This is a genomic window from Microbacterium sp. CSI-V (assembly GCF_001984105.1).
Classification (GTDB): domain Bacteria; phylum Actinomycetota; class Actinomycetes; order Actinomycetales; family Microbacteriaceae; genus Microbacterium.
The window spans coordinates 66,107-89,388 of record NZ_MTQM01000009.1 but is presented as its reverse complement, the minus strand read 5'-3'; the positions used below and the strand labels follow the sequence as shown (position 1 = coordinate 89,388).

General features: G+C 69.1%; 23 protein-coding genes, 1 tRNA gene and 1 other RNA gene. 11 read left to right on the top strand and 14 right to left on the bottom strand.

Annotated features, from left to right (window positions below):
* Complete coding sequence (locus tag CSIV_RS11140) at nt 1–696, top strand: DUF1345 domain-containing protein (protein WP_077051495.1); 696 nt, start codon at nt 1–3, stop codon at nt 694–696.
* A gap of 122 nt (nt 697–818) precedes the next feature.
* Complete coding sequence (locus CSIV_RS11135) at nt 819–2,894, top strand: acyltransferase family protein (RefSeq protein ID WP_160897389.1); 2,076 nt, start codon at nt 819–821, stop codon at nt 2,892–2,894.
* Nucleotides 2,895–2,955: 61 nt separating this feature from the next.
* On the opposite strand, the gene CSIV_RS11130 is transcribed toward CSIV_RS11135, so the two are convergent.
* The 7 genes from CSIV_RS11130 to CSIV_RS18410 form a co-directional block, all read right to left on the bottom strand.
* Nucleotides 2,956–3,213 (bottom strand): hypothetical protein, encoded by a 258-nt coding sequence (locus CSIV_RS11130; protein ID WP_077051493.1) that lies wholly within the window; start codon nt 3,211–3,213, stop codon nt 2,956–2,958.
* Nucleotides 3,210–3,482 carry a hypothetical protein gene (locus tag CSIV_RS11125; protein WP_077051492.1) on the bottom strand — a complete coding sequence of 91 codons (273 nt, stop codon included), beginning with the start codon at nt 3,480–3,482 and terminating at the stop codon, nt 3,210–3,212. The genes CSIV_RS11130 and CSIV_RS11125 overlap by 4 nt, the downstream gene beginning before the upstream one ends.
* A gap of 44 nt (nt 3,483–3,526) precedes the next feature.
* Complete coding sequence (locus CSIV_RS11120; protein WP_077051491.1) at nt 3,527–3,706, bottom strand: hypothetical protein; 180 nt, start codon at nt 3,704–3,706, stop codon at nt 3,527–3,529.
* Between the two features lie 29 nt (nt 3,707–3,735).
* Nucleotides 3,736–3,808: transfer RNA gene (locus tag CSIV_RS11115), tRNA-Val, on the bottom strand.
* 37 nt (nt 3,809–3,845) lie between these two features.
* Nucleotides 3,846–5,120, bottom strand: coding sequence for a hypothetical protein (locus CSIV_RS11110; protein ID WP_077051490.1), 1,275 nt, complete (start codon nt 5,118–5,120; stop codon nt 3,846–3,848).
* Nucleotides 5,117–5,446, bottom strand: coding sequence for a hypothetical protein (locus CSIV_RS11105; protein WP_077051489.1), 330 nt, complete (start codon nt 5,444–5,446; stop codon nt 5,117–5,119). The genes CSIV_RS11110 and CSIV_RS11105 overlap by 4 nt, the downstream gene beginning before the upstream one ends.
* Complete coding sequence (locus CSIV_RS18410) at nt 5,443–5,586, bottom strand: hypothetical protein (protein WP_160897387.1); 144 nt, start codon at nt 5,584–5,586, stop codon at nt 5,443–5,445. Before CSIV_RS18410 ends, CSIV_RS11105 begins: the two co-directional genes overlap by 4 nt.
* A gap of 91 nt (nt 5,587–5,677) precedes the next feature.
* Between CSIV_RS18410 and CSIV_RS11100 the strand changes: the two genes are divergently transcribed.
* From CSIV_RS11100 to rnpB, 3 genes are all read left to right on the top strand, one after another.
* Entirely contained in the window at nt 5,678–6,406 is a 729-nt protein-coding gene (locus CSIV_RS11100; protein WP_077052624.1) for a zinc ribbon domain-containing protein, read from the top strand.
* A gap of 6 nt (nt 6,407–6,412) precedes the next feature.
* Nucleotides 6,413–8,122 carry a bifunctional 3'-5' exonuclease/DNA polymerase gene (locus CSIV_RS11095; RefSeq protein ID WP_077051488.1) on the top strand — a complete coding sequence of 570 codons (1,710 nt, stop codon included), beginning with the start codon at nt 6,413–6,415 and terminating at the stop codon, nt 8,120–8,122.
* 28 nt (nt 8,123–8,150) lie between these two features.
* Nucleotides 8,151–8,515, top strand: an RNA gene (gene rnpB, locus CSIV_RS11090) — RNase P RNA component class A.
* A gap of 62 nt (nt 8,516–8,577) precedes the next feature.
* On the opposite strand, the gene ppgK is transcribed toward rnpB, so the two are convergent.
* A complete protein-coding gene (gene ppgK / locus CSIV_RS11085) occupies nt 8,578–9,363 on the bottom strand; it encodes a polyphosphate--glucose phosphotransferase (protein WP_077051487.1) in 786 nt (261 codons plus the stop codon).
* A gap of 98 nt (nt 9,364–9,461) precedes the next feature.
* Here ppgK and CSIV_RS11080 point away from each other — a divergent pair, with 98 nt between their 5' ends.
* The 3 genes from CSIV_RS11080 to CSIV_RS11070 are packed head-to-tail and all read left to right on the top strand — an operon-like array spanning nt 9,462 to nt 14,037.
* Nucleotides 9,462–9,668 carry a hypothetical protein gene (locus CSIV_RS11080; RefSeq protein ID WP_077051486.1) on the top strand — a complete coding sequence of 69 codons (207 nt, stop codon included), beginning with the start codon at nt 9,462–9,464 and terminating at the stop codon, nt 9,666–9,668.
* Between the two features lie 27 nt (nt 9,669–9,695).
* Complete coding sequence (locus tag CSIV_RS11075) at nt 9,696–11,036, top strand: glutamine synthetase family protein (RefSeq protein ID WP_077051485.1); 1,341 nt, start codon at nt 9,696–9,698, stop codon at nt 11,034–11,036.
* A 10-nt stretch (nt 11,037–11,046) separates the two neighbouring features.
* Nucleotides 11,047–14,037, top strand: a complete 2,991-nt coding sequence (locus CSIV_RS11070) for a bifunctional [glutamine synthetase] adenylyltransferase/[glutamine synthetase]-adenylyl-L-tyrosine phosphorylase (protein WP_077051484.1) — start codon at nt 11,047–11,049, stop codon at nt 14,035–14,037.
* A 6-nt stretch (nt 14,038–14,043) separates the two neighbouring features.
* Here the strand turns inward: CSIV_RS11070 and CSIV_RS11065 are convergent, their stop codons facing one another.
* Nucleotides 14,044–15,738: a long-chain-fatty-acid--CoA ligase gene (locus CSIV_RS11065; RefSeq protein WP_077051483.1), complete on the bottom strand. Its 1,695-nt coding sequence runs from the start codon at nt 15,736–15,738 to the stop codon at nt 14,044–14,046.
* Nucleotides 15,739–15,854: 116 nt separating this feature from the next.
* Here CSIV_RS11065 and CSIV_RS11060 point away from each other — a divergent pair, with 116 nt between their 5' ends.
* Nucleotides 15,855–16,169 carry a DUF2277 domain-containing protein gene (locus CSIV_RS11060; protein ID WP_077051482.1) on the top strand — a complete coding sequence of 105 codons (315 nt, stop codon included), beginning with the start codon at nt 15,855–15,857 and terminating at the stop codon, nt 16,167–16,169.
* A gap of 3 nt (nt 16,170–16,172) precedes the next feature.
* On the opposite strand, the gene CSIV_RS11055 is transcribed toward CSIV_RS11060, so the two are convergent.
* From CSIV_RS11055 to glnA, 4 genes are all read right to left on the bottom strand, one after another.
* The gene (locus tag CSIV_RS11055) at nt 16,173–16,646 is read right to left on the bottom strand and encodes a hypothetical protein (RefSeq protein WP_077051481.1); all 474 of its coding nucleotides are present in this window, start codon (nt 16,644–16,646) and stop codon (nt 16,173–16,175) included.
* A 185-nt stretch (nt 16,647–16,831) separates the two neighbouring features.
* Nucleotides 16,832–18,796 carry an alpha/beta hydrolase gene (locus tag CSIV_RS11050; protein ID WP_077051480.1) on the bottom strand — a complete coding sequence of 655 codons (1,965 nt, stop codon included), beginning with the start codon at nt 18,794–18,796 and terminating at the stop codon, nt 16,832–16,834.
* Nucleotides 18,796–19,158: a DUF6507 family protein gene (locus CSIV_RS11045; protein WP_139340689.1), complete on the bottom strand. Its 363-nt coding sequence runs from the start codon at nt 19,156–19,158 to the stop codon at nt 18,796–18,798. The genes CSIV_RS11050 and CSIV_RS11045 overlap by 1 nt, the downstream gene beginning before the upstream one ends.
* 155 nt (nt 19,159–19,313) lie before the next feature.
* Nucleotides 19,314–20,738, bottom strand: coding sequence for a type I glutamate--ammonia ligase (gene glnA, locus CSIV_RS11040; RefSeq protein WP_076490424.1), 1,425 nt, complete (start codon nt 20,736–20,738; stop codon nt 19,314–19,316).
* 132 nt (nt 20,739–20,870) lie between these two features.
* Between glnA and CSIV_RS11035 the strand changes: the two genes are divergently transcribed.
* Nucleotides 20,871–21,299 (top strand): RDD family protein, encoded by a 429-nt coding sequence (locus CSIV_RS11035; protein WP_238592367.1) that lies wholly within the window; start codon nt 20,871–20,873, stop codon nt 21,297–21,299.
* A gap of 44 nt (nt 21,300–21,343) precedes the next feature.
* Here CSIV_RS11035 and CSIV_RS11030 read toward each other — a convergent pair whose 3' ends face one another.
* A complete protein-coding gene (locus CSIV_RS11030) occupies nt 21,344–22,054 on the bottom strand; it encodes a DUF4191 domain-containing protein (protein WP_077051477.1) in 711 nt (236 codons plus the stop codon).
* A 120-nt stretch (nt 22,055–22,174) separates the two neighbouring features.
* Here CSIV_RS11030 and CSIV_RS11025 point away from each other — a divergent pair, with 120 nt between their 5' ends.
* Complete coding sequence (locus tag CSIV_RS11025; protein ID WP_077051476.1) at nt 22,175–23,266, top strand: hypothetical protein; 1,092 nt, start codon at nt 22,175–22,177, stop codon at nt 23,264–23,266.
* The last annotated feature ends 16 nt before the right edge of the window (nt 23,267–23,282 follow it).

The window sequence follows — 23,282 nt, the reverse complement described above, 5'->3', positions numbered from 1 at the left end:
GTGACGTCGAGCGAGTACGCGGGGTTCCGCACGCGGCCGGAGCACCGCTGGCCGGTGCTGATCTGCCTGGCTCTGGGCACGGTGCTGTACGCCGTGCTCCCGAGCGACGTGTCCGGCGAACTCCGCTACGTCGTCGTGGGCGCGAGCCTGTTGTGCACGATCGCGATGCTCATCGCCCACCCCACGCGCTTCGACCGGGATTCGCGCATCGGGCGTGCCTTCGCGCTCGGGTTCGTGTCGATCCTGCTCGCGGCGAATCAGGTCGCGTTCGTCCTGCTCGTCCATCAACTGCTCACGGGCCAGGGGAGTGGCGCGGTCACCCTGCTCGGCGCCGCGCAGGTGTGGGCCATCAACGTCATCGGCTACGGCGCGGTGTACTGGGAGATGGACCGCGGCGGTCCGGTCGCCCGCCGGCGCGACCCCCGCGACCAACTGCAGCCGGCCGACTTCCAGTTCCCGCAGGACTCCGACGGCGATGCCGTGAGCGAAGTGAAGCGCCGCTCCTCGAACACCGCCGACTGGGCGCCCGGCTACATCGACTACCTGTACTTCTCGGCATCCAACGCGATGGCGTTCAGCCCTACCGACGTGATGCCCCTCAGCATCCGCGCGAAGCTGTTCATGATGGTGCAGGCGATCACCGGGTTCGTGCTGCTGGCGCTGGTGATCGCGCGGAGCGTGAACATCCTGAACTGAGGGTCGGGGCCGCCTGGTTCGAGGTGTGACCCTCGGGTGGTCGTGACGACCGACGCATCACCCTTCCCCCTCCGTCGGCGACCCGCACAGCGAGGGCATGTTCACATGAGATGTTTTCGCGCGTGTCGACCTCTTCGCCCCCGCGCACCGATCGCTCGTCCTTCGTTCCCCACATCCAAGGCCTGCGGGCGATAGCTATGCTGGGCGTCGTCGCCTTCCACCTCTGGCCGTCCGCGCTCCCGGGCGGCTTCGTGGGCGTCGACGTGTTCTTCGTCATCTCCGGTTTCCTGATCACCGGACACCTCCGACGCGAGCTCCTCGCCACCGGCACGGTTCGCCTGGCGGCGTTCTGGGCGCGGCGCGTGCGTCGGTTGCTGCCCGCAGCGCTGCTGGTGCTGGGCTTCTGCGCCGTGGTGATCTCCAGCCCGTCGCTCGCGTTGCTGTCGGCGCTCCCCGCTCGGGTGAAAGAGATCGTGGCGGCGACCTCGTACGTGGCGAACTGGCATCTCGTCGCGACGTCCGCCAACTACTTCGGAGACTCGAACAGTCCGACGTTCGCTCGCCACTATTGGTCGCTGTCGACCGAAGAACAGTTCTACATCGTCTGGCCTCTGGCGCTCCTGGCCGGCGTGGCGTTCGCTCGCCGTCTCCACGGCCGGAGTCCTGCCGGGATGCTCGGTGCGGTACTACTGATCTCGCTCACGAGCTTCGGGGCGAGCGTGTGGTTCACCGAGGTCAACCCCGCAGCGGCCTACTTCGCCACCTTCACCCGCGTCTGGGAATTCGGGGCCGGGGCGATGCTCGCGCTCGTTCCCCGGCTGCGTGCGCGAGGTTCGTCCAGCCGAATGATCTGCGGCTGGCTCGGCCTCGCGGGGTTGACCGTGTCGTTCACGATGATGAGTGACACCGTCCATCTCCCGGGATACGCCGCGCTCCTGCCCGTCGCATCGACTGCCCTCATCCTCGCCGTAACGACGGGCGGGTCATGGTGGTTCCCGACACGAGTGATCTCACTGCAGCCGTTCACCTTCGTCGGCAAGATTTCGTACAGCCTGTACCTCTGGCACTGGCCTCTGATCCTTCTGGTTCCGGCCCTGCCGTGGTGGTCCGGGGATATCGCGCAGACAACGGCGCTGCTCCTCGTGACCGTCTTTCTGTCCTGGCTGACTCAGCGGTTCGTCGAAGAGCCGCTTCGCTCATGGCCCTGGCTCGTTCGCGCCCGCCCCCGTCGAACGTTGGCCGTCGGCGGCTCGGCGATGGCGGCCGTCGTGGTCCTCACGATCGGACTCGCCGCGACGAATCTTCCGCACTACCTCAGTGCCCGGTCCGCGCTCGCGGATCTCCGCGCCGATCCGACGATGTGCTCCACGCCATCGAACGAATCCGTGGATGCCTGTAGCGTCCTCTCCTCGGACGGGTTTGCGCCCGCGGCGAGCATCGCGGGCATGGATGCACCGGATTCACCGGAGTGCCTCGCTCAGTTCGACGACGCTGAACCGCGCACGTGCACCTTCGGTTCGGACGACCCCGCGGCGCCCGTCGTGCTCTTGATCGGGGACAGCCACGCATTCCAGTACCTCGGCGTCCTCGCCGACATCGCGGACCGCGAAGGGTGGCGACTGACAACGGCGCTCAAGGGCGGTTGCCCGTGGAGCACGGCGAAGCTGGGCCCCGAGGTTCCGTTCGCACGCGTGTGCGATCAGTGGCGCGAGAATCTGTCGAGTTGGTTGCTCACCCACACACCAGCGGTGATCGTCACCTCGGCCTATTCGGGCACGCAGTATTCCGTCGCGGGTTATCCGTCCCGGACGGACGCTGCCGTGGCAGGGTTCGCGGGCGCCTGGGACAGTCCGTCGGTTGCCGCGATTCCGATCGTCGCGGTGGTCGACAACCCCGCTTTCCCCACCAATCCGAATCTCTGCCTGCTGAACCGTACCGTGAGCAACTGTGTCGTGTCGCGTGAGAGTGCGGCCCCTGCCCCCGATCCGCTGACGCGCGCGGCGGAGGCGCGGCCGTCTGTTCACGTCCTCGACAACACGGATGTCTTCTGCGATGACGCGGTCTGCAGCCCGGTGGTCGACAACCGGAATGCGTACCGCGACCCCAATCACCTGACCGCGAGCTTCGCGGCGTCGCTGGGTTCGCGCCTGACCCTCGCCATCCAGGGCGCGCTTCCGACCCACGGGAAAGACCGATGACGATCGCCTCCCGCCATCGCCCACCCACGCGAGACGCCGCGTGGACATCGTCAACCGAGGGTCACCTCGGGCGTTGAGGGTCTGTCGCGCCTCGCCGCATGAGAAGAATCAGGCGCAGCTCCCACGCGGCCGTCAGCCCGGACGACAGCAGGAGGAATCCGGCGACGAACCAGCGAATCGGGGTTGCGGAGAGCAGATCCACGCTGACGAGCGCAAGGACGACGAATCCGACGAACAACAGCGAGAACACGGCCAGCGCGACCCCGTGCTGTCGGAAGGTGCGCCCGTGGAGCTTTGCGCCCCGATGAGGCGCCGTCACGAGCCGGTGCCCGACGTCTGGTCGCCCGCACCGACCCCATGCTCCGCCTCGAACTCGCGGAGTGCGCGGCGATATCGTCGCATCTCGACGATGCCCGTCACGATCCCGCCGGCCCAGATGACCAGAGGAGGAATCGAGAACGAATTCGTCGTGCCGCTCAGGACGAGTGCGCACCCCAGGACGAACATTCCGGCACTGACGCAGACGATCCACAGTGCTCTCACGCGGATGCGTTCGATCGCCAGCCGCTGTTGGATCAGGGATACCATGGCACCACCCTGTCAGCTGTGCGCCCGGACGCAAGCCGTCGCGATCAGCGTTCCGGCTCGTCCCGTGGCCGGCAGAACAGCACCAGACCGATCGCCGAAGCCACGATCGCGCCGACCGCGTGCCGCGGGAAGGATCCCGCCAACAGTTCCGAAACGGCGAACACCGTTGACGTCACGAGCACGAGCGTCATGACGAGGATGCCGGCCCAGCGTCGTCCACTCATGCAGCGAGGCTATCGGCGAAGAAGAGGGGTGGGCCCTGCCGGGTTCGAACCGACGACATCCACGGTGTAAACGTGGCGCTCTACCAGCTGAGCTAAAGGCCCTGGATGCCTCGAGTCTAGCCCGAGACGGTCGGCGCCCTCAGGCGCGGGCGCGCGAGACCGACGCCGCCAGCGCGTCGAACACGGCGGCCGTCGGCTCGGCACGAAGGGGATGGATGCCGTCGACCGGCGGCCCGAGGTGCAGCCAGCCCCGCGAGGGGGAGATCGCGTCGGCGAGCTGGCCGTCCTCGCTGCGGAAGAGCACCTCGGTCCACGGCTCGACGGCCGGGTCGGCGGCGGCTACGTGCGCGGCGAGGTCGGCGACCGTGATCTGCTCGTCCTCCTCGCTCACCGGCCAGCCCGGGGTGAGCCCGAGCCACGCCGAGACGAAGGTGGGAACGTGATCCGGGTCGAGAACGACCGCGTGGCGCGCAGCGCCCTCCGTCGCCGACGCCTCGGTGAGGGGAGGATCGTGCAGGACGAGCACTCCGCGCGGACCCGCGTAGGCGACCAGCAACGCGGCCCGATCGGCTCGCCGTGTCTGGACGGTCACGACGGGCCGGTTCGCCGCCAGAGCCGTGCCCGCGGCGCCGCCTTCGCGCGTCAGTCGACCCTCGCCGTCGATCCAGCCGGCATTCTGCAGCTCCCGCGCCCGAGAGGTGCCGCGGTCGGCGCGGGCCAGGATGCCGTAGGCCGCGCCTATGCGCGCCTTCGTCGCTCCGGTGAGGAGCGCCTGCAGGGCCTCGGTCGAGACGCGCGGGGCCGCCGAGAGGAACGTAGGGGCAGAGATCCCGTCGAGCGACTCGATGGGGTGACCCGCCCGGGCGGACAGTGCCGCATCGAGCGGCGCGTCGCCCGTCGCGCCGGCCGCCTCGGCGACGTCCGCCGGGTCGGCTGTCAGCGTCAGCCGAGCGGCGATGCCGTCGAACACCGGCGAACACCCCGTCCACTGCGAAGGGGAGCAGCTCGCCGATAGGTGGACGTGGTGCGTGCCGGTGGCCCACACCCACTCAGCGACGACCACGTCCTGACCGTTCTCCGCGCGGTACACGAAGATGATGCGCCGTCCGCGCGGCGCGGAGTCGTCGCGCGTCGGATGCCACAGGTCGACCGCGAGCACGTACGCCCCGGGGTGCCGGGCCCGGGCGGCATGGAACGCGGCCGTCGAGGCATCCATCAAGGGAGCCGTATCGGCGACCGAGGTCAACACGAGGGTGGGGATGAACCCCTGGGGGCTGTCGGTCGGCGTGAGGACGAGGTCGACACCGTCGATCTGCGACGTCTCGAGCCAGTTCGGGTAGGTGACGGTCGCGTGCGGCGTCTCCGCGATGAGGATCGCGGGCTCGGGGGCGACCCGGCCGTCGAAGAATTTCATGCCCGTCCGCTCGGTCGAGCGTCGTCGCCACGCAGGACCCGGAACCACGCGGGCAGGAGAAACCGCGGCAGCCAGAAGAGCCCGACCGCTCCGACGGACAGCAGGACCGCGGCCACACCGATCAGGACGAAGAAGGCGGGACGCGAGGCGGACTCGACCAGCAGGGCAACGGCCCCCACGAGGAGGGCGAGCCCGATCCACAGCCACGCGAATCCGATGGTCGCACCGAACCCCCGACGGACGCGGATCCAGCCCTTCCAGGTGCCGGTGTAGGCGACGATCCCGCCGGCGAAGAAGAGGATGCCGCCGAGCAGCCCGGCGGTCACCGGACGACTCCCACCGGCTGCTCGACCGTACCCAGCGGGCAGCGGGCCATGATCGCGGTGTTCTCGTCGCGCACGGCATCCATCTCGTCGACGGGAGGGCGGATACCGCGCGCATGAGCGTGATCGATGCTCCAGGTCATCGGATGGCATCCATTCATCGGTGGGGGGGGTCCGTGGCCCCAGGCTAATCGAGGTCCCGGCGTGTCGGACGGCCGGGGTAGCGTGGAGTCCGTGAATGCCGACCCCGCAGACCAGCGCAAACTGCTCGATCTCGCCGACCTCGACGCGCGGATCCTGCGCGACGAGCACGTCAAGGGCAACCCGCCGCAGGCCGCGAAGGTGCGCGAGCTCCTCGCGCAGCGCTCGACGCTCTCGCAAGAACTGGGCGATCGCGCGAACGTCCGCGACGATCTGCGGGCCGAACTGGCCCGGGTCGAGTCCGACGTCGCGGTCGTGGACGCGCGTGTGAAGCGCGACGCCGAGCGGCTCGCCGCCGCCACCAACGCCAAGCAGGCGCAGGGCTTCGAGGCCGAGCTGGCTTCGCTCGCCCGGCGCAAGAGCGACCTCGAAGACGCCGAGATCGCGCTGATGGAGCAGCTCGAAGCCGCCGACGCCGCCGTCGCCGAGCAAGAGGCCCTGATCGCCGAGACCAACGCGCAGGGCGCGGAGCTCAGCGCCGAGGCCAAGCGCGTCGTCGCCGAGGCCACCGACCGTCTCGAGGCTGCGCGCCGCGACCGCGGCGCGGTCGCCGGAGCCATCCCCGCCGACCTCCTCGCTCTGTACGAGCGTCTGGCCGCGCGCGGCACGGGCGCGGGGCTCCTCCGCGCGGGCGCGTGCGAGGCGTGCCGCATGGTGCTGCCGCCGAGCGACATCGCCGTGGTCCGCCGCGCGCAGACCGACGAGGTCGTGTTCTGCCCCGAGTGCGGCGCGATCCTCGTCCGCACCGAAGAATCACGGTGACCCGCCCTGGCGTCCTCGACTGAGGTCGTCGTCGGGCGCACGGCATCCGGCACCATCTCGTTGACCGACCTGGATGCCGACGGCTCCGTCGCCCGCTCGCGCGAGGTCGCGCGTGACGAGCTGCCCGCCGCGATCCGCGACCGCGAGACGGCCGGTGACGTGCGGTGGGTGTGGAGCGACACCCCCACCTGGTACGGCCCGGTACTTGCGTCCGGGATCCGGGTCGCCCGGGCCTGGGATCTGCGGCTCGTCCATGCCGTCCTGCGCGACGCCGAAGCCGTCGTCGACGATCACGACCTCCGCGCGCATCGGGAGTGGGATGCCGCCGCCCCCACGTCCGACGACACCGACACGCTCTTCTCCCTTGGCGCCGCCAGCAGTGGTCCGCCCGACGACGCCGAGTCGGCCGCCGCCGAGTATCGCCGGCAGCGAGCCGCGATAGCCGCCGCGTCGACGCCGGGGGCGCTGCGTCTGCTCGCCGCCGCGGAGTCGGCGGGTGCCCTCATCGCTGCGGAGTTGCACGCCGCGGGCCTGCCGTGGAGCGTCGACGCGCACGAGCGTCTGCTCGCGGACCAGCTCGGAACCCGTGTCGGCGGTGGGCTTCCGACGAGGATCGAGCAGGCTGCGGCCGCCGTCCGTGAGGCGCTCGGCGACCCGACGGTCTCGCTCGACTCGCAACCCCGTCTGCTGCGCGCGCTGCATCGCGCGGGACTCCTCGTCGATTCGACCAACCGCTGGGAGCTCGCCGAGCACGACCACCCCGGCGTCGCCCCGCTCATCGCCTACAAGAAGCTCATGCGCCTCTACACCGCCAACGGCTGGGCGTGGATGGCCGAGTGGGTGCACGACTCCCGCTTCCGCCCGGTGTACGTGCCCGCCGGCGTCGTGACGGGGCGCTGGGCATCGTCGGGTGGGGGAGCGCTGCAGATCCCGCGGCAGCTGCGCACGGCCGTCCGCGCCGACCCGGGCTGGACCCTCGTCACCGCCGACGTCGCGCAACTCGAACCGCGCGTGCTCGCCGCGATGGCCCGCGACACGGCGTTGGCCGAGGCGGCATCGGGTCGCGATCTGTACGCCGGAATCGTGGATGCCGGAGCCGTCGGCACCCGCGCCGACGCCAAGATCGCGATGCTCGGTGCGATGTACGGGGCGACCAGCGGCGAGAGCGGGCGGCTGGTTCCTCGGTTGCGGCGCGCGTTCCCGCGCGCGATGGCGCTCGTCGACGACGCAGCGCGCGTCGGCGAGGAGGGCGGCCGGGTACACACCTGGCTCGGGCGTACCTCACCGCCCGCCGGCGACCTGTGGCGGGCGGTGCAGTCGCAGGCCAGTGACGCGGAGGCATCCGGCGTCGACGAGACCCGAGCCCGCCGGGCCGCGCGCGACCGCGGTCGCTTCACCCGCAATTTCGTCGTGCAGGGGACCGCCGCCGAATGGGCCCTGGCGTGGCTCGCCGATCTGCGCACGCGCCTGTCCGGCCTCGAACCCGTGGATGCCACGCGCTCCGCGCCCGCATCCGGCCCGGCGTTCGCGCGGGTGCCGCACCTGGCGTTCTACCTGCACGACGAGATCGTCGTGCACACGCCGGTCGAACACGCGGACGCTGTCGCCGATGCGGTGCGGGAGTCCGCGGCATCCGCGGGTCGGTTGCTCTTCGGGACGTTCCCGATCGACTTCCCCCTCGACCTGCGCATCGGCGAGACGGCCGAGAAGGGATGAGCCGCCCGCGTAGACTCGACGATGCGAATGGGTCGGCTGGACGGTCGCGTCACGGGTTCGCCCGTGCCGAGGAACGTCCGGGCTCCACAGGGCAGGACGGTGGGTAACGCCCACCCGGAGCAATCCGCGAGACAGTGCCACAGAGAGCAGACCGCCCGCGCTTCACGGCGCGGGTAAGGGTGAAAGGGTGGTGTAAGAGACCACCGGGGTCGTGGTGACACGACCCGCGAGGTAAACCTCGTCCGGAGCAAGGCCAGACAGGGGATGACGACGCGGCTCGCCGAGTCCCCGGGTAGGCCGCTGGAGCGGCACGGCAACGTGTCGCCGAGAGAGATGACCGTCCACGGGGCTCACGCCCCCGGACAGAACCCGGCGTACAGGCCGGCCCATTCGCACCCAGCCGTCGACGACGTACCGAGCGCGTTCCGCTCGGCCGTCATCTCGGGTCCCTGCGGTCACTTCACCGCGGGCAGAGCCTCCGGCACCGGAACCGCGAGCGACGCCGCGCCGATGATGCCCGCGTTGTTGCGGTGCTTGGCCGGCACGATCGGGGCGCGCAGCTTCAGCAGCGGGAGGAACTCCTCGGAGTGCTTCGACACGCCGCCGCCGACGACGATGAGGTCGGGGCTGAAGAGGAACTCGACGTAGTCGTAGTACCACTGCAGACGCTTCGCCCACTTCTCCCACGACAGTTCGTCGCGCTCCATGGCGGAGTAGGCGGCGTAGCCCTCGGCATCCTTCTTGTGCTCGGCACGCTGGAGGTGACCGAGCTCGCTGTTCGGGATGAGGACGCCGTCGTAGATCATCGCCGACCCGATGCCGGTGCCGAGCGTCGTGAGGATCACGAGGCCGTTGATCCCCTTGGCTGCCCCGTAGCGGACCTCGGCAATGCCGGCGACGTCGGCGTCGTTGGCGAAGTGGATGTCGCGGGACAGGCCATGCTCGAAGAACTTCTCGGCCTCGAAGCCGATCCACGACGAGGAGACGTTCGCGGCGGACAGGGTCCGACCGTTCTTCACGATCGCCGGGAAAGCGACACCGAGCGGCAGGTCGTCGGGAGCCTCGAGGGTCTGCAGGACCTCCTTCACCGCCTCGAGCACGTCGGCGGGCTCCGCGCCCTTGGGTGTGGAGACCTTCACCCGATCGCTGATGAGCTCACCGGCATCCAGGTCGACGATTCCCGCCTTGATCCCGGTTCCGCCGATGTCCACTCCGACCGCACGCGACGCATTCGTTGCCATACCCTCCAGCCTATCCAGGCTGGGGGCCCGGATCAGTAGGATCGGGAGAGCGCCCGCCAGACGTCCGCTGCGGAGCGAGACCCACGCAAGGAGCGATCGTGAGCGACGACAACAAGAAGTACTGGTACAACCTCGAGACCGGTCAGGTCGAGCAGGGGTACGAGTCGCCGGCGGTCGATCGCGCGGGTCCCTTCGACACCGCAGAGGAAGCGGCGCGCGCCCCCCAGCTGCTGCAGGAACGTTCGAAGAAATGGGCCGAAGACGACGCCCGCGACTCCGACTGGGGTTCCGGCTCCGGCCGCTGATCCCGCCGACCGAGAACGAGGAGAACGATGGACAAGCAGCGCGATTTCGTCCTGCGGACGATCGAGGAACGCGGCGTGAAGTTCGTGCGCCTGTGGTTCACCGACGTCGTCGGAACCCTGAAGTCGGTGGCGATCGCGCCCGCCGAGGTCGAGGGCGCCTTCAGCGAGGGCCTGGGCTTCGACGGCTCGGCCATCGAGGGTCTGACCCGCTCGTACGAGTCCGATCTGCTGGCGCACCCCGACCCGACGACGTTCCAGACCCTGCCGTGGCGGGGCGAGATCGACCCGACGGCGCGGATGTTCTGCGACATCACCACGCCCGACGGACAGCCCGCCGTGGCCGACCCGCGGCACGTCCTCAAGCGCACCCTCGCGAAGGCGGCCGATGCCGGGTTCACGTTCTACACGCACCCCGAGATCGAGTTCTACCTGCTGAAGTCGTCGCAGCTCGGCCCCGACGGTCGTCCCGAGCCCGTCGATTCCGCCGGCTACTTCGACAACGTGCCCGGTGGTACGGCCCACGACTTCCGTCGCCGTTCGGTGCGCATGCTCGAAGACCTCGGCATCTCGGTCGAGTTCAGCCATCACGAGGGCGGTCCCGGTCAGAACGAGATCGATCTGCGCTACGCCGACGCTCTCACCACCGCGGACAACATCATGACCTTCCGCACGGTCGTGAAGGAGGTCGCGATCGAGCAGGGCGTGTACGCCACGTTCATGCCGAAGCCCCTCAGCGGCCAGCCGGGTAGCGGCATGCACACGCACATGTCGCTCTTCGAGGGCGACATGAACGCGTTCTACGAAGAGGGCGGGCAGTACCAGCTGTCCAAGGTCGGACGCCAGTTCATCGCCGGACTCCTGCGTCACGCCAACGAGATCTCTGCCGTGACGAACCAGTTCGTCAACTCCTACAAGCGCCTGTGGGGCGGCGACGAGGCACCCAGCTTCATCTGCTGGGGCCACAACAACCGCTCCGCGCTCGTGCGGGTGCCGCTGTACAAGCCGAACAAGGGTCAGTCCACGCGGGTGGAGTACCGCGCGCTCGACTCCGCCGCGAACCCGTACCTGTCGTACGCGCTCATGCTTGCGGCCGGCCTCAAGGGCATCGAAGAGGGCTACGAGCTGCCCCCCGAGGCCGAGGACAACGTCTGGTCGCTGACCGACGCCGAGCGTCGCGCCCTCGGCTACGCTCCGCTGCCCGCGAGCCTCGACCACGCCCTCGAATACCTCGAGGAATCCGAGCTGGTCGCCGAGACGCTGGGGGAGCAGGTCTTCAAGTACGTACTCCTGAACAAGCGCCGCGAGTGGCAGCAGTACCGCGCGCAGGTCACGCCCTTCGAGCTGCAGAGCAACCTCGAGGCGCTCTGACCGGGCTGTGATGACCTCGGGCGATCGATCGACGGCGCTCACCGCCCTGGCCCGCACCGGCTTCTCGCGTCTCGAGGAAGCCGATGCGGGCCTGGGCGAGCTCGAGCAACTGACGGGTGCCGAGCGGGCGGATGCCATGGCGCTGGCGCAGCGCGTGGCCGACCCCGACCGCGCGCTCGCGGCGCTCGTGCAGATCGCGCGCCGCGACCCGGCCGCGATCCGCGCCGCTGCGGGGGATGCCGGCACGTGGCGGGCGCTGTGGGACATCGTCGGCGCGTCCGACGGATTCGCGGAGTTCTACCTCCGGCATCCCGATGAGATCGCCCACCTCGCCGGCGCCGGGCTGACCGTCCCCGACGAGCAGCTCATGCGCGTCGAGCTGCTGGCATCCGTCGGAGACGACGAGGGGTTCGCGGCCGACGCGACGGATGCCGCGTGGGTGGCGCTCCGTGTGCGCTACCGGCGCCTGCTCGCGCGGATCGCCGCGTACGACCTCGGCCAGGACGACCCCGCATCCGCGATCGACGTCGTCTCGGCGTCTCTCGCCGATCTCGCCGGCGCCGCACTCGAGGCCTCGCTGAGCGTCGCCCGGTCGCGGGTCGCCGGAACCGGGCCTGCGGCGTTTCCCCGTGCGCAGGTCGCCGCGACCCGGTTCGCGATCATCGCGATGGGCAAGACCGGCGCGCGCGAGCTGAACTACGTCAGCGACGTCGACGTCATCTTCGTCGGCGGGAGCGCGGACGAAGAGGTCGTGTCGGAGGCCCGCGCGATCGACATCGGCACGCGCCTCGCCGTGCAGACGATGCGCGGCATCTCGGGCCCCGAGATCGAGCCCCCGTTGTGGGAGGTCGACCCGAACCTCCGCCCCGAGGGGAAGCAGGGCGCCCTCGTCCGCAGCCTCGGCGCGCACCAGCAGTACTACGACCGGTGGGCGAAGAGCTGGGAGTTCCAGGCGCTTCTCAAGGCGCGGGCGATCGCCGGCGACGCCGCGCTCGGCGCCGAGTACATCGCCGCCGTGCAGCCCCTCGTCTGGCACAGCGCCGCCCGCGAGAACTTCGTCGAGGGCGTGCAGCGCATGCGCGAGCGAGTCACCGAGCACATCCCCGCGAGCGAGGTGAACCGGCAGGTGAAGCTCGGGCCGGGCGGCATCCGGGATGTCGAGTTCACCGTGCAGCTGCTGCAGCTCGTGCACGGGCTCACCGACGAACGCATCCGTCAGCGCGGCACGCTCGAGGCCCTCGACGCGCTCGTCGCCGAGGGCTACATCGGTCGGAGCGAAGCCGAAGCGTTCGGCCGCGACTACCGCTTGCTCCGGCTGATCGAGCATCGGCTGCAGCTCCGGGGGCTGCGGCGCACCGCGCTGCTCCCCGAGAAGGAAGACGACCTCCGCGTCCTCGCCCGCGCGACCGGCCTCTCGGATTCGGCGGCGGGGGTGCAGGCCGCGTGGGAGAGCATCAAGCGCGAAGTCCGCGACATCCACGTCCGGCTCTTCTACCGGCCGCTGTTGTCGGCCGTGGCGGCCCTCCCCGAGGGGGAGCGGACGCTCTCGACCGAGCAGGCGCGCGACCGCCTCGCCGCGATCGGCTTCCGCGACCCGGCCGGTGCGCTCCGGCACATTGCGGCGCTCACCAGCGGCCTGAGCCGCAAGTCCACGATCCAGCGGCACCTCATGCCGATCATGATCCGGTGGTTCGCCGACGGCGTCGATCCCGACTACGGGCTGCTGGTCTTCCGCCGCATCAGCGAACGGTTGGGCAACACCCCGTGGTTCCTGCGCATGCTGCGCGACTCGGCGGGCGCCGCCGAGAGCCTCACCCGCGTGCTGTCGGGATCCCGCTACATCGGCGAGCTGATGGAGTGGATCCCCGAATCGGTCGCGTGGCTCGACGACGATGCGCTCCTGCGTCCCCGCTCGGGAGCGGCCCTCCAGGAGGAGGCGCGGGCCATCCAGACCCGCTGGGACGACATCGACGGCGCGATGCGCTCGGTGCGTGCGCTCCGACGGCGCGAGATGCTGCGCGTCGCGATGGCGGCGGTCCTCGAGGTCGTCTCGCTCGAGGAGCTCTCGGACGCCCTGTCGACGATCACCGAGGTGACGATCCAAGCGACTCTGCGCGCCGTCCGGCGCGAGGTCGTCCCGCCCGAGGACGACGCCCTCGACTTCTCCGTCATCGCGATGGGACGCTTCGGCGGGCGCGAGATCGGCTTCGGATCGGATGCCGACGTGATGTACGTCTACCGCGCCAACGGCATCGACCCGCACCGCGCGAGCACGTTGGCGTTGAAGCTGGTCGCCGGCCTCCGCGAACAGGCCGAGGACCACCGGCTCCCGCTCGACCTCGACGCGGAGCTCCGCCCCGAGGGGCGGAGTGGTCCGCTGGCGCGTTCCCTCGACGCGTACGCCGAGTACTACCGCCGGTGGTCGCTGTCATGGGAGGCGCAGGCCCTGCTGCGCGCCCGCGGCGTCGCGGGAAGCGTCAAGCTCATCGCCGACTTCCTCGCCCTCGCCGACGACGTGCGCTACCCCGCGAACGCCGACCCGAACGGCTTGCGCGAGATCCGCCGGATCAAGGCACGGGTCGAGAACGAGCGTCTGCCGCAGGGGGCCGACCCCGCCCGGCACCTCAAGCTGGGTCCGGGCTCGATCAGCGACGTCGAATGGCTCGTGCAGATCCTCCAGCTCCAGCACGCGCGGGCGGTTCCGGCGATGCGGACGACCTCGACCCTGGGCGCGCTGCAGGCGGCCGTCGAGGCGGGGCTCATCGCTCCGGACGCGGCCGAGAAGCTCGCGGCATCCTGGCACCTCGCCAGCCGGCTGCGGTCGGCCAACACCCTGCTGTCGGGGCAGACGAGCGATGTCCTCCCCGCCGATCGCGCGCGGCTTGACGGCATCGGGCGGATCCTGGAGTACCCGCCGCACTCGGCCACCCAGGTCGAAGAAGACTATCTCGGCGCGACACGGCGGGCCCGCCGCGTGTTCGAGAAGCTCTTCTACGGGTGACCGGGCTCAGGATGCCATCAGTCGCTCGCGCACCTCGCGACGCAGCACCTTGCCGATGAGCGACCGCGGCAGGTCGTCGACGACGACCACCCGTCGCGGCACCTTGTAGGAGGCCAGCCGAGACTTGCAGTAGTCGCGGATCGCCTCGGGCTCGATGGCGACGCCGTCTCGCACGACGATGGCGGCGGCGACATCCTCGCCACCGCGGGGCTTGGGCAGGGCGACGACCGCCGCGCCCTCGATGTCGGGGTGTGACACGAGGACGTCCTCGACCTCGCTGGGTGAGACGTTGAAGCCGCCGGTGATGATGATCTCCTTCAACCGGTCGACGATCGTGACGAAGCCGTCGGTCGAGACGGAAGCGATGTCGCCGGTGCGCAGCCACCCGCCGTCGAGGAGCGTGGCCGCGGTGTCGGACGGACGGTTCCAGTAGCCCTCGAAGACCTGCGGTCCGCGCAGCAGCAGTTCGCCGGCCTCACCGAGCGGCAGGTCTTTCTCGGGATCGTCGGGGTCGACCACGCGGATGTCGGTGCTCGGGAACGGCACGCCCACGGTGCCCGGGCGCCGCGACGGTCCGATCGGGTTTCCGAGCGCCACGGGCGAGGACTCGGTCATGCCGTACCCCTCGACGAGCAGCCCCCCGGTCGCCTTCTCCCACCGGTCGACGGTGGCCACGGGCAGGCTCATGGCCCCCGAGATCGCGAAGCGCACGGTCGAGAGATCGACGGTGCCGCGGGACGCGGCGCGGGCCAGCTGGTCGTAGATGGGCGGAACGGCCGGGAGGAACGTCGGCGGGCTCTTCTTGACCGCGGATGCCACGAGGTCGAGGTCGTACTTCGGGAACAGGACGAGCTTCGCCCCGATGCTCATCGCGAAGGTCAGGCAGAGGGTGAGGCCGTAGGCGTGGAAGAGGGGGAGGACGCCGTAGAACGTCTCCTCGCCGTCGTGGAGGCCCGGCACCCACGCGCGCCCCTGCATCGCGTTGGCGCGGAGGTTCGCGTGCGTGAGGATCGCTCCCTTCGGCGTACCCGTCGTGCCGCTGGTGTACTGCAGCAGGGCGATGTCGTCGAGCAGCGGGCCCTCGTGCTTGCGTGAAAGCTTGCCGTGCGTGAGCAGTCCGTCCCACGGCGTCGGTCGCTTCGATGACGGGGCGGCCGTCAGCTGCGCGCGGGACTCGCGGGCTTTCTTCACCGGCAGTCGCAGGGCCAGACGTGTACCGAACGGCATGGCACGTGTGATGTCGACGCTGACGATGTGCTGGAGCGCGAGATCAGAGGGGAAGTCGGCGACGAGATCGGCGACCTTGTCCCACACGATCGCGAACCTCGCGCCGTGGTCTTCGAACTGGTGCCGCAACTCGCGGGCGGTGTAGAGCGGGTTGTGCTCGATGACGATCGCCCCGAGCCGCAGCGCCGCGTAGAACGCGACGACGTGCTGCGGGCAGTTCGGCAGCACGAGTGCGACGCGATCGCCCGCCGTCACACCGAGACGCCGCAGCCCCTCGGCCGCGCGGGAGATCTGGTCGCCCAGCTCGCGATAGGTCGTCTGCGCGCCGAAGAATTCGAGCGCGACACCCTTGCCGTATCGGTGGACGGAGTCCGCGATCATCTCGGGCAGCGTCTGCGACGGTTCGTCGATGTCGTCGGGCACGCCCTCGGCGTACGAGCTCAACCACGGACGCGACGCGTAGGGGGAGGTCATGGCATCCATCTTTCCCGACGCCACCGACACGCAAGCGGCGCGACGCCTGTGCGGATGCCGGGAGCTTGGACGAGCGGTCCCTTTCGCCGCGCGGGGGAGCGGCCTACCCTGTCGGCATGTGCCGCAACATCGTCCCCCTCCACAACTTCGAGCCGCCGGCCTCGGACGACGAGTGCCACGACGCGGCGCTGCAGTTCGTGCGCAAGATCGCGGGAACGACGAAGCCCTCCCGAGCGAATCAGGAAGTGTTCGATCGCGCCGTGGACCAGATCGCCGCGGCCACCCGCCGACTGCTGGACGATCTGGTCACCACGGCGCCGCCCAAGACGCGCGAGGTCGAGGCGGCAAAGCGGCAGGCGCGATCCGCCGACCGCTACGAGGCGATCCGGGTGTTCCAGGAGCAGAAGCGCGCGGCGCGCTCGGCGTCCTGACGGTCACCCCTCGTCGAAACGCTCGAACAGGGGAGTGGCATCCGGGCTCTCCAGATCCGGGATGCCGTCATCGCTCGGCACCGCGGTCAGCGGACCCCGCAACTCATCGAGGAGCGCGCCGGCGTCGCCCGGCTCGCACGTGGAGGTCGCACGAAGCTCCAGCACGTCGATCGTGCCCTCGGCCGGATTCGCCGGAACCATGTCGACATCCAGACGCGACACCTTCGCCTCCGGCTTGCCCGCCATGATCACGATGTTCTCGATCCCCTCGCCGTAGGTCGGCGTCGGCGCAAGCTGCCACCCGTTGTCGCCCAACCACGTGCGAAGTTCCTCCATCCGCTGGGGACCCTGACCGTCGAACGAGAAACCCTCGGGAAGCTCACGTCGTAACGAGAATTCGTAGCCCTCTGCGCAGGCTTGAGGCGTGTCGCCGTAGGCGCCGACGCGCCATTCCCCGTCGAAGATCTGTTTCTGCACGGCCGCGACCGTTGCCTTGAACTCCAGGTTGACCGCCTTTGCGGCGTCGAAACCCCCAGTACTGCTGGGCGCCCCATTGGGCGATTGAGTCGGAGACACCTGCGGACCTCCACATCCGGTCAGAATGGTCGCGGCCACAACGCCACTGGCGACCACGACGGGGATAGCACCCCACCCACGTTGACTCATTGGCTCGCTCCAGTTGTTTCGAGGGCCTCGCGTAAGCCAACCACGAAATGCTTGAACGATTCGGCCGATGGGTCGAGATATCCCGTCTGTTCAACCGGCTCGTATCGGGGCGAGGGAGACCCGTCCCACGACGCCCCCCAGCCGACGAATTCCTGCTTCACACTATTGTGCGCGTCGTGGCTATCTGTCGCTTCGCCGAACTCGCCTTGCGCCGATCCGTACCCGACGACGACGCCGCCATCAGATCCGAACGACGACACGCCAGGTACGCCTCGGGGGTCTTCGGGATGCAAGCTTCCCAGCCAAGTTTTGCGGCCGAAGGGGGCGATGAAGTCCGCGTCCGCGTGCGTGGCGGACAACACCATCTGACCGGTGCGCGCCTGCTCGGCCAGCGCATCACGCGTGTCAGGCGTGATGCCCGCTGAACCGAAGAACCACGCGTGTGAGACCAACCCCGGGTTGTCAGCGATGACCTGGCTGGTCATCGTCGTCCCAAGCGAGTGCGCGCCGACATTGAGTTGTGCACTCGGGTTTGTGACACGCACACCGCGCAACGTCTCAGCAAGCCTGGCCGCGCCGGCATCTGGGCGGTCGATTCCCCAGACCTGGAAGGTATCGCCGGAATCCCAATCCATCACGAGGAGCACCGCCGCGGTGCCCTGTTCGCCTGTCCGTTCCAGTTCACGCGCCAAGGCTGCCTGAAGGTCAGAGCTGCCTGTGGACCATTCCGCGACGGAACCCAAATCCGTGTTAATACCATGCGTCAGCGTGGTGACCTGGTCAGCAGAGTCGATGTCTCCGAACGCCAGGTTTGCCCGAGGAGAGCCATCGCTATCGAAGAAGAACCCCACGAGCAGAGGACGTGATCCGTCCCGAGTTCGCACGTCTAGCGCACGCCTGAGAGCGGCAAGGCGTGAAGCTACCTCCGCATCGAGGTCGTCCCGCACGAGCGCGTCGGACAGCCCCTTCAGGTTGAAGCTGTTCCGCTGCGCAGCCGAGACGCCATTCATGTTTCCGACGACAAGGGGAGCGAGTGCCATCAGCTGAGCGAGCGGCCCTTCGATCCACTCCCCACCCGGGGCGGACGTGGATGATGCCATCAAATCGGCGAACAACGGTCCCGTGCGCTGCGGGTCGATGAAGGCGACCGACTGCACGAAGTCCGGGTGATCGCCGAGCCACGAATGAACGGCATCCGGGTCTGCTCCAGAGAGCCAGTCGATGCGGCGCTCAGCGGCGCGCCCGAGGACGTACGCCAGCTGCTCTGAAAGCGTGCGGTTGACCGAGGCGGCGGACGGCGCGCCGGGGTAGGCCGATTCCGTGTGACCCCAGAACAGTTGACCGACTCGCACGGGTTCGCCTGCGGCGTTAATCACCTCCGTTCCGCCCGCTACGTTCCGGAGGCGCGACGCGAGGCGATCCTCGGCGTCCTCCACGTCCCGGCGAAATCGGTCAATATCGGTGCTCAGGGAATCCAGCGCGCTTTCCGCCGACCGCAGCGTTACCGACGCATTTAGTCGCACAAGCGACGCGTCCGCGGCGACCGAGGCGTCGACGTCGGCACCGCGCGTCGATCGATAGACGGTGTCCGCGCGAGCCGAGGCGTCTACAGCGGAGTCGTAATCGGCGACCACGGTCGGAATCCTGGATGCAAGTTCTTCACGACGATGCCTCAAGTCGGGGAACTCCATCGACCCCGCATCCCACAATGCGTTGCGTGCCTCCACCAGCGCCTCGGAGAAGCTACGGGCATCGGCGGCCGGACGGTCGAGCATGTGGGGCACGGCTTCCGCGCCGGAGACGTTAAACACCTCGGAGTCACTCAGCAGAGTCCATCGCTGGCGCACGTCAGCCATAGACGATTGCGCCGCATTTGCGATGGATACGAGACGCTCCCCGAGGTCCGTCAGAACCGTGGGGTCGACCACCTGCGGAAGATCATCGAGGCGCGGCGTACTCATCAATACCCCCGCCCGTAGGACACCGACGAATCGATACCCCACTCGTCCACGGCGCGTGACTCCGCTTCCGCCGTCGTAAAGGACATGTCGACGTCACCTGTGACGACAGCGGTCGTGGCTTCGCTCACCGCAGATGCGGATGCGGCAACGATATTGGCGAGCTTTCCGGGTACGTAACGCCGTTCGTCGAGAAAATCGCTCCACGCGCTCGCGAGAGTGCGCCGACCATCGACGACCAGATTCGAGCCCTCGAGTGCGAGCGTCTCGGTCTCGTCGATTGCCCGTGCGATGCCAGCCCCAGCGTCATCCACGCCCGCAAGCACGCCGATCACTCGGTCCGGATCCACCCGATAGTCGCCCACGATGGCCCCTTTCATCGTTGACGACCATCCTGCCAAACCTCGCGAGGTCTGGCACGGTTATGCACAGGGCTTGCGATATCTAGCACGGACCGCCAACGACGAAGCCCGCCCCCGCGAAACGGCGGGGACGGGCTTGGTCGTGGATGATCCGGAGATCAGACTCCGAAGTACAGCTCGTACTCGAAGGGGTGCGGACGCTGAGCGATCGGCTGGATCTCGTTCTCGATCTTGTACTCGATCCAGGTCTCGATGAGCTCCTCGGTGAAGACGCCACCGGCGAGCAGGAACTCGTGGTCGGCGCGGAGGGCCTCGAGCGAGTCCAGCAGCGAGTTGGGAACCTGCGGGATGTTCTTGGCCTCTTCGGCGGGGAGCTCGTAGAGGTCCTTGTCGACGGGCTCGTGCGGCTCGATGCGGTTCTTGATGCCGTCGATGCCGGCCATGAGCTGCGCGGCGAACGCGAGGTACGGGTTGCCCGAGGCGTCCGGCGCGCGGAACTCGATGCGCTTGGCCTTGGGGTTGGTGCCCGTGATCGGGATACGGATGGCCGCGGAGCGGTTACCGGCCGAGTACACGAGGTTGACCGGAGCCTCGAAGCCCTTCACCAGACGGTGGTAGCTGTTGAGGGTCGGGTTCGTGAAGGCGAGCACGGCGGGGGCGTGGGCCAGGATGCCACCGATGTACCAGCGCGCGAGGTCGGAGAGCCCGCCGTAGCCGGTCTCGTCGTAGAACAGCGGCTTGCCGTCGTTCCACAGCGACTGGTGGGTGTGCATGCCCGAGCCGTTGTCACCGAAGAGGGGCTTCGGCATGAAGGTCGCGACCTTGCCCCACTCGAGAGCCGTGTTCTTGACGATGTACTTGAACTTCAGGATGTCGTCGGCCGCGTGCACCATGGTGTCGAAGCGGTAGTTGATCTCAGCCTGACCACCCGTACCCACCTCGTGGTGAGCGCGCTCGAGGATGAGGCCGGCGTCGATCAGCTTGAGGCTGATGTCGTCGCGGAGGTCGGCCTGCTTGTCGACGGGGGAGACGGGGAAGTAGCCGCCCTTGTAGGGCGTCTTGTTGGCGAGGTTGCCGCCCTCTTCCACGCGACCGGTGTTCCAGGCGCCTTCCTCGGAGTCCACGGAGTAGAAGCTGGCGTTCTGCTTCACCTCGTAGCGGACGTCGTCGAAGATGTAGAACTCGGCCTCGGGCGCGAAGAATGCGGTGTCGGCGATGCCGGTGGAGGCGAGGTACTTCTCGGCCTTCTTGGCGACCTGACGCGGGTCCTTCGAGTAGATCTCGCCGTTGCGCGGGTTGTAGATGTCGAAGACCATGATGAGCGTCTTCGCCTCGCGGAACGGGTCGAGGTACGCCGTCGTCACGTCGGGGATGAGCTGCATGTCCGACTCGTGGATGTTCGCGAACCCGCGGATCGACGAGCCATCGAACAGCTGTCCGACGGTGAAGAACTCCTCGTCGACGGTCGACGCGGGAATGTTGAAGTGCTGCTGCACGCCAGGAAGATCCGTGAAACGGATGTCGAGGAACTTGACGTCCTCGTCCTGGATGAACTTCAGCACCTCGGACGAATCTTTGAACATGAAGACTCCAGAGGTAGAACATTCGGGATCGGCCAGCCTGAGCCGACCTCCTCGACCCTATCCAGAACCGGTGTCTCGGTCATATCTCGGATGTTTCCGGCATGTTACGGAGGCCCGATTACGCTGGATGCCGTGACCGTCCCCGTCGAGAACGAGTATCCGGGCCAGCGGCTCGGCCTTCCCCGCGAGGGACGCGGGTCCATCGCACGTCCCGGTCGGCGCATCGCCGCGCTGCTGATCGACGTCGCGTGCGCCGGCCTCATCGGTTTCGCGTTCTTCTCGGCGCCGGATCCGGTGACGGGGGTTCCGTTCGCGAACCCGCTCGCGACCAATCTCATCTTCTTCCTGGTGCAGATCGTGTTCATCCCGCTGATCGGCGGGAGTCCGGGGCACCGCCTGCTGGGGATGCGTCTCGAGCTGGCATCCGGGGGATGGGTGGGCGTCTGGCGCCCGATCATCCGCACCCTGCTGTTGGGCGTCATCATCCCCGCCGTCGTGTGGGACTCCGACCAACGCGGCCTCCACGACAAGGCCGTCGGCACGGTGCTCGTCCGCAGCTGAACAACGAGAAACGGCCCCGCCGGAGCGGGGCCGTTCGTCGATGATCAGCGGGGACGCGGGGCGCGCATCTTCGTCGGGTCGACGCCCTTGGGGATCGGCAACGACGACAACCCCTGCGACACCGACGACACGCGCTTGATGACCGCCGCCTGCGTCGTGCGGTCGACCTTCTTCGGCAGGGCCTTGATCGCGGAGGCCAGGTTCTTGATCTCGACCTCGCCATCGCCGTGTCCGACATAGAACACCGTCACCGGAACACCGGCGGCGACCCGCTGGACGCGCGCCCGCTCCTCATTGACGAGACGGGACAGGCGCGTCTGCGAACCCTCACCGATGAGGACCACGCCGCCGCGGCCGATCGCGCGGTAGACCGCCTCCTGCGTGCGGGGGTTCACGCCGATGGGCGTCTCGGACGCCTGCCAGTTGCGGCCGAGCGAAGAAGAGATGACGTGACCGGTCGCGCCCGGCATGCCGTCCATCCGGCGGTACATGGCCCGCGTGGACAGACGGGTCATCATGATCATCCCGACCAGGATGCCGGCCAGGAGACCCGTCACACCCCACAGGATGACGCTCCAGACGGCGACCGGAGGGATCAGGAAGCCGACGAGCACGCCGAGCCCGGTGCCCGCGAGGACGATGCCGGCCAGCGCGAAGGGCAGCCAGCGGTACTCCTTCTGCGTGAAGGTGTACAGGGTGCGAAGCTGGGAGAAGAATCCCGGACGCTTCTCGAGGGTGGAGGTGCGAGCGGCCATGCAGATGATTCTATCTTCGCCCTCAGCACCCCTCCTCCCCTTCGTCCGTGATCGCGGATCCCTCCCCGGAACGCCTTCGGCGGCCCGCCGGTCTGCGGCGTGCTGCGACAGCCTCGAGGCATGCAGCCGACGCCATCCCCGCCGACGATCGACACCGTCTCCGGTTACCTCCGCCGTCGAGGCCGAAGCCCCCACGCCCTGACGGCGGGCGAAGCCGCGACGCTGGCGATCGCGGTCGTGCGCGGATGCGCCACCGCTCCGTCACGAGCCGCGCCCGGAGAGTGGCGGCTGACCCCCGAGGGGCGGCCGGTCCTCGTCGCCCACCCGGGCGGAGACGACGTGCTCGCCGCCACGGTCGCCGTCCTCGACGAAGTGGCGTCGCTCGTGAGCGCCGACGTCCGGCCGGGCTTCGCACGCTTGCGCGACGGAGTGCTGACGGAGCCCCCGCCCACGTGGGCCCTCCTCGAGAAGCGTCTCCTCGCCGTCGTCGAGCCACAACCGCTCGTGCTCGGTCCTCTGGCACCCGCCGAGGCGGTCGCGCCGCGCGCGGCACGCGACGAGCAGGATGCCACCGCTCCGACGTTCATCGGGCGCGTCGCGGCGTCCGTGCGCCGGATCCGACCGCCCGTGCTGGCACTGGGTGTCGGCGTCGCGGCCGTGCTCGCCGTCGTGGCGATGACGCTCGTCCCGAGGGTGGAGCCGGCCACGACGAGCGAGGACCACCCGGCCGGGGTGGCGTCGGCCGCGGCCGCGACCGCCCCACCCGGGCGTCTGCCCTCCGCGACGCCGACCGCGGAAGGTGCGCTCTCGGCGGAACCCGATCCCGAAGACGCGGCACCGGTGCCGGGGACGGCCTCGTCCTCCGACCGCCCGGCATCACCATCGGCCGCGAGCGAAGAGAACGCTGTCGGGGCGGGCGCGGCAGCGTCGGAGACCGACGACGTGCGCGCTGCGGCGGCGAGCCTGCTGGCGTCTCTTGCGGCGTGCGCGGACGAAGAGTGCACCTCGCGGCTCCGCGAGTCCGCCGCCGGCTCGGGCGATCCGGCCCCCTGGGATCCCGCCGTCGCCGACCTCGACGTGGTCGACGACTTCGGCGGGCTGGCGGTGGTGCGACTCTCGGCGGACGGTCGGACTCAGTACGTCACGCTCGTCCGGCAGGAAGACCGATGGCTGGTCCGCTCCGTCAGAGACGTCGCGGACCAGCCATCATGAGCCGGGAAGGGCGGAG